The 14,953-nt window shown below is 44.4% G+C and carries 14 protein-coding genes; 12 read left to right on the top strand and 2 right to left on the bottom strand.

Annotated elements, in window-relative coordinates:
- Both ACMXI2_RS17190 and ACMXI2_RS17185 read left to right on the top strand, forming a co-directional pair.
- Positions 1 to 2,208, top strand: coding sequence for a peptidase domain-containing ABC transporter (locus tag ACMXI2_RS17190; RefSeq protein WP_483777321.1), 2,208 nt, complete (start codon positions 1 to 3; stop codon positions 2,206 to 2,208).
- On the top strand, positions 2,198 to 3,499 hold the full coding sequence (locus ACMXI2_RS17185) for an HlyD family secretion protein (protein WP_483777320.1): 1,302 nt from the start codon (positions 2,198 to 2,200) through the stop codon (positions 3,497 to 3,499). Before ACMXI2_RS17190 ends, ACMXI2_RS17185 begins: the two co-directional genes overlap by 11 nt.
- 11 nt (positions 3,500 to 3,510) lie before the next feature.
- On the opposite strand, the gene ACMXI2_RS17180 is transcribed toward ACMXI2_RS17185, so the two are convergent.
- Complete coding sequence (locus ACMXI2_RS17180; protein WP_483777319.1) at positions 3,511 to 4,017, bottom strand: hypothetical protein; 507 nt, start codon at positions 4,015 to 4,017, stop codon at positions 3,511 to 3,513.
- A 267-nt stretch (positions 4,018 to 4,284) separates the two neighbouring features.
- Here ACMXI2_RS17180 and ACMXI2_RS17175 point away from each other — a divergent pair, with 267 nt between their 5' ends.
- From ACMXI2_RS17175 to ACMXI2_RS17150, 6 genes are all read left to right on the top strand, one after another.
- The gene (locus tag ACMXI2_RS17175; RefSeq protein ID WP_483777318.1) at positions 4,285 to 6,198 is read left to right on the top strand and encodes a tetratricopeptide repeat-containing sensor histidine kinase; all 1,914 of its coding nucleotides are present in this window, start codon (positions 4,285 to 4,287) and stop codon (positions 6,196 to 6,198) included.
- A gap of 18 nt (positions 6,199 to 6,216) precedes the next feature.
- On the top strand, positions 6,217 to 6,963 hold the full coding sequence (locus tag ACMXI2_RS17170) for a LytR/AlgR family response regulator transcription factor (RefSeq protein ID WP_483777317.1): 747 nt from the start codon (positions 6,217 to 6,219) through the stop codon (positions 6,961 to 6,963).
- Positions 6,964 to 7,213: 250 nt separating this feature from the next.
- Positions 7,214 to 7,450, top strand: coding sequence for a hypothetical protein (locus tag ACMXI2_RS17165; protein WP_483777316.1), 237 nt, complete (start codon positions 7,214 to 7,216; stop codon positions 7,448 to 7,450).
- A 386-nt stretch (positions 7,451 to 7,836) separates the two neighbouring features.
- Positions 7,837 to 8,436 (top strand): bestrophin family protein, encoded by a 600-nt coding sequence (locus tag ACMXI2_RS17160; protein WP_483777315.1) that lies wholly within the window; start codon positions 7,837 to 7,839, stop codon positions 8,434 to 8,436.
- 1 nt (position 8,437) lies between these two features.
- Positions 8,438 to 8,845, top strand: coding sequence for a bestrophin family protein (locus ACMXI2_RS17155; protein ID WP_483777314.1), 408 nt, complete (start codon positions 8,438 to 8,440; stop codon positions 8,843 to 8,845).
- Positions 8,846 to 8,880: 35 nt separating this feature from the next.
- Positions 8,881 to 9,552 carry a succinate dehydrogenase cytochrome b subunit gene (locus ACMXI2_RS17150; RefSeq protein WP_483777313.1) on the top strand — a complete coding sequence of 224 codons (672 nt, stop codon included), beginning with the start codon at positions 8,881 to 8,883 and terminating at the stop codon, positions 9,550 to 9,552.
- A 98-nt stretch (positions 9,553 to 9,650) separates the two neighbouring features.
- Here ACMXI2_RS17150 and ACMXI2_RS17145 read toward each other — a convergent pair whose 3' ends face one another.
- Positions 9,651 to 10,397 carry a hypothetical protein gene (locus ACMXI2_RS17145; protein WP_483777312.1) on the bottom strand — a complete coding sequence of 249 codons (747 nt, stop codon included), beginning with the start codon at positions 10,395 to 10,397 and terminating at the stop codon, positions 9,651 to 9,653.
- A 338-nt stretch (positions 10,398 to 10,735) separates the two neighbouring features.
- On the opposite strand from ACMXI2_RS17145, the gene ACMXI2_RS17140 reads away from it, so the two are divergent.
- The 4 genes from ACMXI2_RS17140 to ACMXI2_RS17125 all read left to right on the top strand — a co-directional run bounded on the left by ACMXI2_RS17140 (position 10,736) and on the right by ACMXI2_RS17125 (position 14,946).
- Complete coding sequence (locus tag ACMXI2_RS17140) at positions 10,736 to 11,407, top strand: class I SAM-dependent methyltransferase (protein WP_483777311.1); 672 nt, start codon at positions 10,736 to 10,738, stop codon at positions 11,405 to 11,407.
- Positions 11,408 to 11,640: 233 nt separating this feature from the next.
- Positions 11,641 to 12,543, top strand: a complete 903-nt coding sequence (locus tag ACMXI2_RS17135; RefSeq protein ID WP_483777310.1) for a class I SAM-dependent methyltransferase — start codon at positions 11,641 to 11,643, stop codon at positions 12,541 to 12,543.
- A 168-nt stretch (positions 12,544 to 12,711) separates the two neighbouring features.
- Complete coding sequence (locus ACMXI2_RS17130; protein WP_483777309.1) at positions 12,712 to 13,683, top strand: 3-keto-disaccharide hydrolase; 972 nt, start codon at positions 12,712 to 12,714, stop codon at positions 13,681 to 13,683.
- A gap of 288 nt (positions 13,684 to 13,971) precedes the next feature.
- Complete coding sequence (locus tag ACMXI2_RS17125; RefSeq protein ID WP_483777308.1) at positions 13,972 to 14,946, top strand: hypothetical protein; 975 nt, start codon at positions 13,972 to 13,974, stop codon at positions 14,944 to 14,946.
- Positions 14,947 to 14,953: the final 7 nt, after the last annotated feature.

The raw sequence follows: 14,953 nt of genomic DNA, 5'->3' as shown, positions 1-14,953 counted from the left end.
ATGAAACTGAAAGCATTCCCTTTTTATATGCAGCCGGACGGGAAGGATTGCGGTCCTACCTGTATAAAGATCATCAGCAAACATTACGGCAGGTTAACAGATATTCAGACCATCCGGTCGCTGGCGGAAACCACGCGGGAGGGAAGTTCTTTGCTTGGATTGTCTGCTGCTGCTGAAGGGATGGGTTTTAAGACGCTGGCGGTAAAGATAGATTTCATTACCCTGATGGAAGAGGCGCCATTGCCCTGCATTTGTCATTGGGGGCAACAGCATTTCATTGTTGTTTACAAAATAAAAAAATCAGGACCGGATACAATCGTGTATGCTTCCGATCCTGCTTACGGGCTGATAAAATATACCCAACAGGAATTTATAGATGGCTGGGTGGGAAAAGGAAAGCAGGAACGGGATGAAGAAGGGATTGCCCTGCTGCTGGAACCCAGTCCCGCATTTTATGAAGCAGATGCAGCAACCCCGCGCAGCAGGAAGGATTTCTCCTTCCTGTTCAGCTATTTCTTCCGGTACAAAAAACTCATCGCTCAGCTGGCAATCGGCTTGCTTGCAGGTAGCCTGCTTTCCCTTATATTTCCTTTTCTTACGCAAAGCATCGTAGACATAGGTATCCAGAACCATGATCTCAACTTTATTTACCTGGTGCTACTGGCACAGGTGATGCTGTTTACAGGCAGAATGGGAATCGAGATTGTACGCAGCTGGATCTTGTTGCATCTTTCCAGCCGGATCAATATTTCTATTGTGTCCGACTTCTTCATAAAACTCATGAAATTACCTATCAGCTATTTTGATACCCGTATGACCGGCGACATTATGCAGCGTATCAATGATCACCAGCGGATAGAACAATTGCTCACCAATTCTTCCCTGAATACCCTGTTTTCCCTGGTGAACCTGGTTATTTTCAGCGTGGTGCTGCTGCTGTACGACTACCGGTTATTCCTGATCTACCTGTTGGGCGCATGTTTGTCGGTAGGATGGATTTCTTTTTTTCTTAAGAAGAGAAAGGAGCTGGACTATAAACGTTTTTCGCAGGTATCGCAGGAGCAGAGTAAGGTGATTGAACTGGTGAATGGTATGCAGGAAATCAAGATGCACAATGCAGAGAAACAGATGCGCTGGGGATGGGAGTTTATGCAGGTGAAACTGTTTAAGATCCAGATCAGGTCCCTGTCGCTGGAACAGTGGCAAACCGTAGGCTCGAATTTTATTAACCAGATGAAAGACATCTTTGTCAGTTTTCTTGCGGCAAAACTGGTACTCGATGGCAACCTTACGCTGGGAATGATGCTGGCGGTACAGTATATCATTGGCCAGCTGAATGGCCCGCTGATACAGCTGATGGACTTTGTTAAACAAACGCAGGATGCAAAGATATCGCTGGAAAGGCTGGGAGAGATTCATGATAAGGAAGATGAAGAGCCTGCGGGTATACAAACGGTAGTGGATATACCCGAACAGGATATCGCGCTGAATAATGTTTCATTCCGCTATGTGGGTGCGGGCGCGCCGGTGTTTGAGCAGCTGAGCCTGCGTATTCCTTACCGCAAAACTACTGCTATCGTAGGGGCCAGCGGCAGCGGTAAAACAACCCTGCTGAAACTGCTGATGAAATTCTATGAGCCCGGTGAAGGTGAAATTAAAATAGGGAATGTACAACTGCAGCATATTTCGGCGCGGTACTGGCGGGATCAATGCGGTGTGGTGATGCAGGAAGGATATGTATTCAATGATACCATCGCTAAAAATATTGCCATAGGAATAGATGATATTAACCGGCAGCAGCTCAGGAAAGCCGTGGATGTGGCGTGTATCAGGGATTTCGTTGAAAGCTTGCCATTAAGCTACAATTCAAAGATCGGCAATGAAGGAATCGGTATCAGTGGCGGGCAGAAACAGCGGCTTTTTATTGCCAGGGCAGTATACAAATCGCCGGAGTATATATTTTTTGATGAGGCCACCAGTGCGCTGGATGCAAATACAGAAAAAGCGATCATGGGCAACCTGGAGCAATTCCTGAAAGGGAAAACGGCTGTGATAATCGCGCACCGGTTGTCGACCGTGAAAAATGCAGATAAGATCATTGTGCTGGATAAAGGAAAAGTTGTGGAAGAAGGAAGTCATGATGAACTGGTATCACTCAGGAAAGAGTATTACAGGCTTGTAAAAAATCAATTGGAACTTGGAAACTAAGAAAGATATATTGGACACTATTCACCTGCATTCGGAAGGCGTGCAGGACATTCTTACGCAACCACCGCATTGGATGGTCCGCTGGGGGAACACCACCATATTTCTCATACTGCTTCTCATTTTATTGATGAGTTGCCTGATAAAATACCCGGAGTTTGTTCCCTCCACCGTTATCATTTCATCACAAAATCCGCCGGAGAAGCTGGAAGCCAGGATCAATACCAAAGTAGAGGAAATATTTGTGACCGATCATCAGGCGGTTTCCCGGGGCCAGATCCTCATGGTATTGCAATCCACGGCCGATTACCGGGATGTGATCCGGTTGAGGAGCATCATTGATTCGCTGGGAAATAAGGCCGTGGCGTATTTTCCCCTCGGTGAAGTAGCAAGGTTCAAACTCGGGGAGATCCAGGCAGATTATAATGCCTTTGCGAGGGCATTGACAGACGAACAACTTTATGCCAGGCTGCAGCCTTATTCCCCGGACTATGCTGCGGCAGACAAGAGCCTCACGGAATCACGCAGCAGGATACGTACCCTGCTGGAACAAAAGGGCCTGGAGCAAACGAAGTATGAACTTTCCAAAAGAGAGTTCGACAGGTACCAGGAACTTTTCAAAGAAAGAGTCGTTTCCGCATCGGAACTGAACCAGGAGAAAATGAAATTTTTGCAGGCAGGGCAAAACCTGGAGAATATCAATATTACTATATCCCAGCTGCAGGAAGGCATACTTGGGATAGAAAAAACCAGGAGCGGGGTTACGATCAATGCACAGAAAGACAAGATCAATTTAACCTCGCAGACCGGGCAGCTTTTCGAGCAATTGAGAAAATCACTCAACGCCTGGGAACAGAACTACCTGTTCACCTCCTCTGTGGCTGGTGTAGTGGGCTTTCAGCAGTTTCTTGGAAAGAACCAGTTTGTGAAAACGGGGGATATACTGTTGTCCGTTATGCCGGATGATAAAGATATGCTCATCGGCGGGTTACGGGTACCTGCCACCAATTCCGGCAAGGTGAAAGTGGGACAGAAAGTGCTGTTTAAGCTGGATAACTATCCATACCAGGAGTTTGGTATGGTGGAAGGCCGGGTGAAGAATATTGCCAATGCACCGGATAAAGATGGTAATTACTATGTGAATGTCATTCTCCCAAATGGGCTTCAAACATCTTTTCACAAAATCCTTCCCTTTGATAAAGAACTCAAAGGAAATGCTGAAATAGTTACGCAGGACCTGCGGCTCATAGAAAGATTCTTTTACCAGATGAGGAAACTGCTGCGGTTTGAATAGGAGACTGGTTATTATTCCTGGTAAAAGGTTTTAAATTTTTGCAGCTGCGCATCATATACAACCACCAGTTTTACATCTTCCCCGGTTGCTATAATGCCGTCAGCAGCCGATACTTCGGGTGAATCACTGTTCATGATAATCTTATCCCCTTTTCTGAAAGCACTTATTTTTATTTTGTCTGAATAGTTTTCAGAGAAAACCACATACTTCTCCCTGCTCACTATATTAGTGCTGATGATCAACAGGCGGCTGCTCTGCTTTTCATTATTATCTATCGCAATGGCCATATCTTCCTGGCCATCTGCATCAAAATCTCCATAACAGGTGTCTTGTTGAGGATGGTCTGCGCCCGCCTGATGAATGGTGGTCCTGTCCTGCAGGCTGTCGTTTACTGGCGTACTGTCAGATATCAGGTAACAGGATAAGCCCCCTGTTATTACTACAACCGCAATGAGGGGCAGGTATTTTTGCCCGGATTTACTTTTGTTTAGCGAAGTTGGGTGATTATATTCCATCATACAACAAGTATAGACAGCATACCGGGAGATACAATCCGGTGATTGGTATTCGTTGCCTGCGGGTCTATATCTGCAATATTTTATTCCTTATCTGAAAATGGAAACGGGTGCAAATATAGGGTGAGACGTTACGGATATGGGATGAAAAGCACAGGATCCCTACCCGGTGGGGCCGAGAAGAATTTTAATTATATATTTAGGAGATAAGAATAAAAGAGAACAGTTTTTATCTTTATGATTTTTTGCGCAGCTAAATTTATTTCATTGATGAACGTAAGAACCGCATTGGCGGCTTTCCCGGTTTTGACCCTGCTTTTTATTGCCTCGTGCAAGGATAAAGAAAAGCCCCGGAAAGATCAGGAACAAACGCTTAATGCAATACCCCGGAAAGATTATTTGTCCCTGGTTATTTCCCTGGATACTTTATCATCTGCCGGAATAAAGAAAGCTGTTTACAGGGAAGACAGTTTGCTCAGGCATATTCCTGACAGCAATGTTAACCCGTTTTTTCACTATTTCAGGGGAAGGAGGTACAGCCAGGAAAGACAACGGGACAGTGCAATTGCCGAGTACAAAAAGATGGCTGGCACAAAGGATGATGTGGAAGTGGAATTGCTGAAGACTTACAGCATCCTGGATAATACCACCAGTAACGGCGCAATGGTGGAAGGAGCATTAATGAACAGCATACTTGCCGGCCTGCAAAAGGCGGAAAGTTCTCATAGCAGGCTAACCTACCGCTTTTATGATCTGATGGCCAAAGCCTATTACCAGAACCATAATGGAAAGGAATCATTGGAGTATGCCGAGCGCTATTATAAAAATCATCCTTACAAATCACACCCGGTAACCCGGCAGCGGTATTACGATATTTCTTTCATGCTGGCCTCCAGGGCGGATGACTACGACAAGATGATGTTGTATAATGTAAAGGCGCGTAACCTTGCGAAAAGTATCGGCGACAGTATGGCAATTGCACGGTCTTACGATAACTTATCACAGGTGTATGCCCGGCAGGGGCAATTTGAGAAAACCCTTGAATGTAGCAGGATCTTTGTTGATTATTTAAGGAAAACCAATAATCTGCAGGCATATGCGTATAATAATTTAGCCGTTAGTTTTATGCGTAATAACCAGTGGGATTCGGCTATCCACTATTATAAGGAGGCTATTGCGCTTGCCAAAAAGAACCAAAATGGGAAAGAAGGACCTGATTATTACAAGGGACTTATTGAAGCCTATAAAAAGAAAGGCGCATACGAAGAAGCCATGAAGGCCGCGGATTACGCCTTTTCCGTAGAAATAGATAATATTAAGCAGATAGAAGCAGTTAAAGTTGCCGAGATACAGGCAAAATATGAAACAGAGAAAAAAGACCGGAACATTGCGGAGTTGAGCAGCCGGAATGCATTGAACGAAAAGGTGATCCGCCAGCAAAGATGGACGCTGGGATTAGCATCATTGGTATTCATCGGCATACTTTTATTCTTCTATATTATACACCGGCAGTACCGGTTGAAGGAAAGAAACAAATTACTGCAGTCGGAGAACAGCCGCCTGAACATTGAGCAAAAATTACTACAGGCCCAGCTAAACCCGCATTTTATATTTAATTCCATTGCCAACCTGCAAAGTCTTGTTGCTTCCGGCGATACAAAAGAATCTGTCCGTTACCTGTCGGCATTTTCGGGGCTGTTACGCAGTGTGCTGGAACAGAGCAGGAGGGATTTTATCAGCCTGGAAGAAGAGGTAACCTCTTTAAAGAATTATCTTCAGTTGCAACAGATGCGTTTTGCGGGAATTTTCGATTACGAGGTAACAGTGGAGGATGATCTCTATCCTGAAAATATACTGATCCCTCCAATGTTGGTGCAACCTTTTGTTGAAAACGCCATAGAGCATGGATTCAGAAATATCCAATACAAAGGCATTTTAAAAGTATCATTCAGAGTCGAAAACAACCAGCTGTTCATCCTGGTAGATGACAACGGTAAGGGCATTACCAGCAAGGAGGAAGGGCAGCAAAAGAAAAGATCCCTTGCCGGAATTATCCTCAAAGAACGACTGGAAGTCCTTTTTAAGTCCGGTGGACAGGAAGCCGATTTTGAAATTGAAAATAAAAAGAATAACGGAACGCATGGCGTTACCGTACGTATTGTAATACCGGAAATCAGGGATTAAACCAGAAAATAACCATACATGAAGCTTTATATACTTGAAGATGAAGCGCTCATATTGAAACACCTCTTACAGGTTGTTCAAAGCATCCCATTTGTACAGGTGGTAGGAAATTCACCTGAGGTAGCCCAGGCAGCCAGGGAAATACCCGCGTTGAAACCAGATATTATTTTAGCAGATATCCGGCTGAAGGATGGCGACAGCTTCCGCCTATTTCATGAGATAGGGAACGAAGGTTTCCAGGTTATTTTCCTTACTGCTTATGATCAGTATGCCATACAGGCGCTCAATATGGGCGCTTTCGGATATCTGCTGAAACCGATAGACGAAGCCGCTTTAACGGAAATGCTGAACAAATGTTTCCATCAGCGGAAACGCGAACATTTTGATCAGCAACAGCTGGAAATAGCCCGGCAACATTATATGGGCCAGGGTGGAACAGTCGCCAAACGGATTGCATTGAAAAGCCTTGAATATATAGAAATCGTTTCTATAGAAGATATTATGTATTGCAGGAGTGATAAGGGTTATACCACCTTTTACCTGAAGAACAAACGCGAAATCCTGGTATCAAAAGGTTTGAAAGACTATGAGAGTTTATTGTTGCCCTCCGGATTTTTGAGGTGCCATCAGTCTTACCTGGTTAATTTCCACTACGTGGAAAAATATTACAGGGAAGGTTATCTGAAAATGCAGAACAATGAACAGGTACCCGTTTCCAGCCGGAAAAAGGAAGAAGTGCTCAACTACCTGGAGAATATTTCCTGAGCCCCGGGCAGCTACTGATCTCAATCAGTTTAAAGGCAGTAAGCGTGTTTCGGAAGGCGCAAAGCCAATTGTACAACTGGCGGTGTTAACAAACAGAACTGTACAGGCAGATTCTTCAAAGACGGCAGGGAAGTGCCGTAATAATTGCGGCATGGTAGTGCTGTCGTATTTAGCTCTATGTTTGTCGCATACACCCTGTCAGTGGTATGGTATTGTTGCTGAAATTTGTATCGTAATAAAAACACACGATATGAATAAACGTATTATAGCCATCACCCTGGTTGCCATCATAGCTACAGTAATAACATCCTGCCAGCCGCGTCCGAAGGATCAACATACCCACGACGGGTGGTGGCCTGATGTAGAAGCCATGTACGCTACTATCAATGCGGATATGTTCAAGGGCTCACCTATACAAAAACAATATGACAGCCTCGGAAACGATCCGGCCCATTTCCCGGATTTATACCAGGTACCACGCATATAGGTATGATGCAGCAGACTGATTTGCTGATACCTATGATCACTGATTTCCTGGATGCTGATTTAAATGCGGCTCCGCCTACTTTTTAAAGATTCTATCCGGGGATTATAGAATATAAAGGAACCGCATTCAGAAGTAATTGCGGCGGTTTTTCATTCGGGAAGAACCCGTGCATCGCACGGGTCTTTTTTTACACTATAATAACCACTGGTTAACTTCTCTCCAGGTAACAATTACACTATATTTCGTGTGTGCGAAAGTGAAATGACTAAATATCGTGTAATTTTTTTGCAGGTTAAAAGATAATCATCTGATTTTTAATGAATTATTTGGTTGGCCTGTTGATTGCAAACTCTTGCATGTTCTAACAAAACTGAAAGACTAAAAATATGCATGGAGGTAAATCATACAAATTCGGGGAATTCCTTTTCTGGACACGAAGAAAGGTATATGTGCTGTTGGTTTTGAGCATCGTACCGGTAGTACTATATGAAACATGCGGCCTGGAATGGATCAGTATCCCCTGGACGGTAGTAGCGCTGTTAGGCACAGCCACAGCATTTACCGTTGGATTCAAAAATACGCAGACCTACAACCGCACAAATGAAGCACAACAGGTTTGGACATCTATCATAAGCCTCAGCAGGTCATGGGGAATATTCAGCAGGGACTTCTTCTCTGACACAGCCACAACACGGGAGCTGATCTATCGTCATATGGCCTGGTTAACGGCACTTCGTTATGAAATGCGGACACCACGCACATGGGAAACAGCAGACCGGAAGCACAATACAGAGTACCAGCGGTTTTACCATGTGGCAGAAAGGGAAACACCGTTAGACAAGGAACTGGCAAAATATCTTTCCGGCAAAGAACTAAAAGAGGTGTTAACGGCCAGCAATATTGCTGCCCGTATTTTGGCGAACCAGGGCAAATTACTGCGAAAAAGTTTTGATGAGCAACAGATGCAGATCGCACAGTTTTCTTGAAATGGAGAAGGGACTCAAAGAGTTTTATATCAGTCAGGCTAAAAGCGAGCAGGTGAAAAATAGTCCTTATCCCCGGCAATACGCCGTCGTTAACAGTTTTTTTATCAGGATCTTCTGCCTGCTGCTGCCGTTTGGATTGCTGAGGGATTTTGATAAGCTCAATGAGTTGGTGGAAGGGGTGGTAAAAGGACATATGGTATGGCTTGTGGTTCCCTTCAGCATCATGATTTCCTGGATGTATACCTCCCTGGAACAAATTGGCGAAAGCACCGAAAATCCTTTTGAAGGCAGCGCGAACGATGTGCCGCTCACCGGCATATGCCGCGATATTGAAATAGAATTGCGTGAACTGCTGGAGGAGAAAGATCTTCCGCCGAAACTGTATCCTCAGCATAACATTCTTCTTTAGTCCCGGCTTTAGCCGGTTAAAAACATTATTATATCATGAACTGGTTTATTACTTTTTTTTCAAGTTCTATCGGTAAGAAATTCCTCATGGCAGCAACCGGGCTGTTCCTGATCAGTTTCCTCGTGGTACATTGTTTCGTTAATGCGATGATCTTTTATAACGACGGTGGCAAAACCTTTACCCTTTGGGCACATTTTATGGCCACCAACGTGGTGATCCGGACAATTGAAATTGTATTGGTGCTTGCTTTTATCGCGCACATTGTGCAGGGATTATGGTTATGGAAGAAAAACAGGGACGCCCGGCCTGTGAAATACCGTGTAAACAAACCAGGCGCCAACAGCACCTGGTACAGCAGGAGCATGGCGTTGCTGGGAACGATCATTTTGTTGTTCCTGGTGGTGCATACCTCTAATTTCTGGATTCCTAACCGTACAAATCAGTTTCTGCACGGAGAGGAACTGCCGTTGTATGAAATGATGCTGGAGAAATTTCATCATCCGGTAGAAGTTGTGATATATCTCATTGGTTGCTTCTCGCTTTTCTGGCACTTATTGCATGGGTTCAAAAGCGCTTTTCAATCATTGGGCCTGAATCATGTGAAATACAATACGCTCATCAGGTATAGCGGTATTATATTTTCCATTATAATACCGTTTATACTGGCAATGATGCCGGTATCTATTTATCTGCACTGGATAAAGTAATTTCAGTATTATGAAGATAATAAGGAGAGAAGAACCGGAGAAGAAAAAGCCTTCAGATCTAACGATTTGAAGGCTTTTTTTCTGAAAGCAGATAGTCATTAAAACTTAATCAGCAGTTTTTCAGAAATAAGTTTATTGTCTTTATAATATTCGAAATACCAATCTCCGTTCTTCTTCAGCACTATTCCATGAGATGCCTCGTTATCGGCAATAAAATAATCCTGTACGGAAGTTTTAAATAATGTCAGTACTTTTTTCGGAGAGGTGTCAATCAGCTGATATCCGTTAGCTGTTGCCTGGGCATATAAAGTGCCGGCAGCTTCCTTTGTTTCTGCTACTGCAGGTGGAGTAGCAACAGGAGTGGGGGCCGGAGCAACTGCCGGCGCAACGGTCTGCTGAGGCGCTTCACTAACAGTGCCGTCATAAGTATATGGTACATCATTCAGTGAGGTAAAAGCGTCTCTTAAAGCAAGGTTATAGGAGGCGGCAAATTCTTTCTCCCTGCTTTTACCTTCTTTACTTTTAAAGATGACATTGCCTTTGCAGTCCTTTAGTAAAAGTGTAAGATTGGTTACAAACAGTCCTTTCTTCTGTACCACATCGGCATTCAGGGCATTGCATCGATTGCCGGCCAGTTCTTTTGGTATTTCTGAATTGTCGAAATAAACGGTAAATCCTTTTTCTTCCAGCAGCGCTTTGGCTACGGTGTTTAATCCATACTGGTTATCTTCCCGGGAAAAATTGAATCTTTCCGGTATCACCACATATTTGTAATTATTGATTGTATTCTGGGCATACCCGGAAAATGAAATGAATAAAAGAATGATGAAGGCGTATCTTTTCATAAAGCATTTTGTGTTCTGATTACGACGAATATATACAAAATAATTGTCAAAATCAGCAGAATCCCGGAACGGGAGAATGCACCTTACATTCCCCGGTTCGGGGATTGTTTACATAAAAATACTATCTGCCACAGTCTGCAGTCCAGCACCTGCCATCCCTTGCAAAGCCTGTCACCAGCTTGTCTTTATTAATTGTTAGAAGGCCGGAAAGGGGCAGAAACATTATATTTCGTAATTTGTAAGAAACAAAAAGAACCTCCCGCGCAGGGCGCGCTTAATAAAATAAGTTCAGTCAGTTTGCTAAAACCAGCGATTACTAAACCATCAAAAAATAAATCATGGATCAATCAACAAAAATTACCGCTTCCTGGCATGCCAATGCCCATAACTGGATTGCATCCATTGATAACGCTGAAATTGAAACCAGGACACTGGTAACGAACGATGCTATTGTAAACACAGTTTGTTCCCACAATATTCAGTCAATATTAGACGTCGGCTGCGGCGAAGGATGGCTCACCCGTTGTTTGCAAAGCAAAGGAATAATGGCTTTTGGTGTAGATGCCATAAGCGCTTTAATAGAAAATGCCATTGAAAAAGGAGGGAATTGCTATGCAGTGGCCAGCTTCAATGACCTGGCCACAGGTAAATATACCATCGGAAACAGGCCGGATGCAGCTGTCATTAATTTTGCGCTGCTTGATAAAACAGATTCCGAAGCACTGTTGAAGAATATAAAGAAACTTATTGTCCCCGGGGGACTGGTGTTTATTCAAACATTGCACCCAGCTGCAATTGCGCAGCAGGAACCCTATGTTTCCGGATGGAAGGAAGGGAGTTGGAAAGGTTTGAAAAGAGATTTCGAACAACCTTATGAATGGTATTTCAGAACATTGGGTGCCTGGGTGTTGCTGTTCAGCGAGGCAGGATTAACAGTCCGGAAAATAGAAGAACCGTTGCATCCTCAAAGTCAAAGCCCGGTATCTATCATCTTTGTATTGAAGACATAAAAGAAGCTGGTATTTCTATTCTCCGGAGTGTCCTTATTTGTTTAGCGGCAGAAACATCTCTTTTGATTTTAAAAACATGGAGATCCAGGGTATTGCCAGGAATACAACAGAAACGATAGGCTGTCCACCGGATATATCGCTATTTTTTAAAGCTGTTATTAATTATGCAGCAAAAGTATCTACATTTGCTATACTTGTGAAAGTAAATTGCTAATAGTGATCCCACGGTAAAGATGACCATTTTTGAGCTACAACTGTATATAGCCGAAATAGAGAAAAATCCGGCACTCTGCCAGGAGCGTGAATTTGATAAGCGTATGGAGGCGATAGACTTTATCGATTTCCAGGTTATCGGCCGGATTGAAGAACTCCTGTCGGGAACAGATCAACCGGATCAGCTGCTTCTACTCAGGAACCGCGCTGAAAGGGTGAAGGTGGAACTGGAAGAAATTGATGTTAACCTTTTTCAACAACTTCAGCAAACAATCAAAGCAGCCGGATACACTACGAACGGGTTCAAAAAACTGGTGAATGAATACGTGGATCTTAGCTCTTATCGTAATGAACACCCGGAAGAAGTAGGCTATGATAATCTGGATATCTTTATTAATGGATTATCTCCTCTTCAAACAATGCCGGAGCAAACCAGGGATCTTGAACCTGAAATGGTGTATTATCAGAAAACCCCGGCCAGGATCGTGTTTGAACTGGCAGAGAAAGCACATTTCATAAAAGAAGATATCTTTTTTGATATCGGCGCCGGCCTCGGACAAGTGGCTATCCTGGTACATCTTCTCACCGGAATTCCCGCCAGGGGAATAGAGTTTGAGCCGGCTTTCTGCGATTATGCAGGGGATTGCGCTGCGGCACTCCATCTGCGGGATATTACATTTATAAATGTGGATGCGCGGAAGGCAGACTATTCGGAAGGAACGGTATTTTTTATGTTTACTCCTTTTAAAGGAGAAATTATGCAGGAGGTTTTAGCGATCCTGGAAAAGGAGTCGCTGAAGAGAAAAATAAAAATCATTACTTACGGACCCTGCACAGCCAGGGTAGCATTGGAAAGCTGGTTGTATTTTGCAACCCCGGAGGATAACAATATGTATAAACTGGCTGTTTTTAATAGTTACTGATATTTCGTAGTGATGGTTTTGGTGCACTTACGCCGGGTACCTGTCACGATAATTATAGGTTTGGAGGTATGGCCCGCTTCCGGGTTTAAATAAACCTGATAAAGTGTTATAAGAAGCAGGATCAAATATTTATCTTTATAGCTTTCTTCAATAAACATGGACATGAACATGAATAGAAAAAGTATTATCGCAGGTCTGATATGCTGCATGGGGCTGGGATTAGTGAGTCCTTCCGGTGTAATGGCACAGGTATCAGCTATTAAGACCGAAGCCGTTAAAGGCGGGGCCCTGATTGGCGCCTGGGATATCAAGGTCAGCGAAAACGGCGTAGATAAGCCCTCCTGGCTGGAAGTGGAGCTTTCCGGTTTTAGAACCCTGGTGGGCCGCTTTGTAAGCACCGGCGGAAGCGCCAGGCCCATCTCCAAAGTAAACTTTGATAACGGGAAGTTCAGCTTCTCCATTCCGCCGCAATGGGAAAGGGAAGAGCGCGACCTTACGCTGGAAGGCGCCGTAACCGATGCCGGCATAAGCGGTACTATTCATACCAGCGACGGGCAGTCCTATTCTTTCACCGGCGTAAAAGCACCGGATCTTAAAAGAACCGCAGCGCCAGCCTGGGGTAAACCCGTGAAACTGTTTAATGGAAAAGACCTCACCGGCTGGAAAGCACTGGGTCAGAACCAATGGATCGTTAAGGATGGCATCCTTACCAGCCCGCATTCCGGCGCTAACCTGATCTCTGAACAAAAATTCACGGATTTTAAGCTGCATGTGGAATTCCGGTACCAGGCCGGCAGCAACAGCGGCGTTTACCTGAGAGGCCGCTACGAAACACAGATCATCGACAATCCTAAAACTGATCCGCCATCCAGTCACCTGTTTGGTGGGATATACGGATTCCTGGTGCCAAACGACATGGTGGTACTCGGCCCCGGTCAATGGCAAACATTTGATATTACGCTGGTAGGTCGCTTAGTGACTGTTGTGGCTAACGGCAAAACCATCATCTGCAACGCAGCCATTCCCGGTATCACCGGCGGCGCGTTGGATAGCAACGAAGGTGAACCCGGCCCCATCTATTTCCAGGGAGATCATGGTCCTATTGAGTTCAGAAACATCGTCATTACTCCTGCAAAATAAAAATGCATCTGAAAAACGTGATATCAATTCAGGTATCACGTTTTTTTTATCTGGCAGAATAGAAATTTTTATTGCTTTTACGGGAGTTGTTCTTTATAGAAAATGCCCCGGAAGTATCCCCAAATAGTTTGATACCTGCGCTGCCCGCAGGTTTTGTTATTTCACAGCACACCATTTGTTATAGCTGCCCGTCTTGTGTAGCCCAACAGCGTTTCACCGCTAACCTTTGTAAAAGACTAACCGGGTTGTAACAGTGTTTCCCTTAAATTTAATAATTAAATTAGCTGAATGAAAGGTTTTTGGAATTACTTCTGGTTCATTTACATGCTTTTCTTTGCGATCCCTTTTCCCATGCTCATCTATTATAATACGGAGTATGGCGTGATCGATGAGGATGGTGGCACCGCGCCCTGGCTGGCGCTTACCTGGCTGGCCGTGTCTGCAATACTATGGATAGTATTGATCCAGGGCTGGTTCAGGAAATGGATCGTGCTACCCTTCATCATGAGAGGCAATATCCTGCGTCTCTTAAAAGAAGGAGTGAGAAAAAATGCACGTGTATTAACCAGCAAGGAATTACCCGCTGAAGGAAAGGATGTTGTGACCAGGGAAATCACCTGTTCCCTGCAGAATTTCTGTGGTACCGAAATCACGGAACAGTTGATGGTGAATGATACCAAACCGGAGCTGAACCGCTATGAGGTGGGCAAAACCGTTCAACTGCTGATCGATGGAAACCTTAAAGCCGTACCTCATTTAACACTGGATGGCGTAACGGTAGGAATAAAAACAGGCCGGATCATCATGATGTGCCTTGCCTGGTTGCTGGTGGTAACCGCAATAGCGGGCTACTACGTATATTCCTACATGTTAGAGAACCACGGACGGGGCTGGCGCTTTATGGCCTTCTATCATCCGCTTCTTTTATGTCCTTTGATTTTGCTGGTGAGCCGTATCGGGTTGGGCTGGCTGCTGAAACTCTTTATAGGCACGCCGGACAATGCGTTGCAGCTTAAGTATTACGGTTTGCGTACAGATGCACAAATTGTATCTGCCGAGCAAACAGGCACTTATATTAATGAGCAACCCCAGGTACGCTTTGAGTTGCGCTACCAGGATGATTTGGGTAAAACCCATACCGCCTCGTTAAAGAAAATAGTGCCGCTCCTGGATATTGGTATGACCAAACAGGAGTCCGTCCCGGTTTTTTATCTGAAAGAAGATCCTCAACAGGTAGTATTTGCCAGTGATATAGCCGATTAAAAAATAT

Source organism: Chitinophaga sp. G7 BAM 1005 (assembly GCF_057126945.1).
Note: the sequence above shows the minus strand (reverse complement) of the source record. Positions and strands in the feature narration are given on the sequence as shown.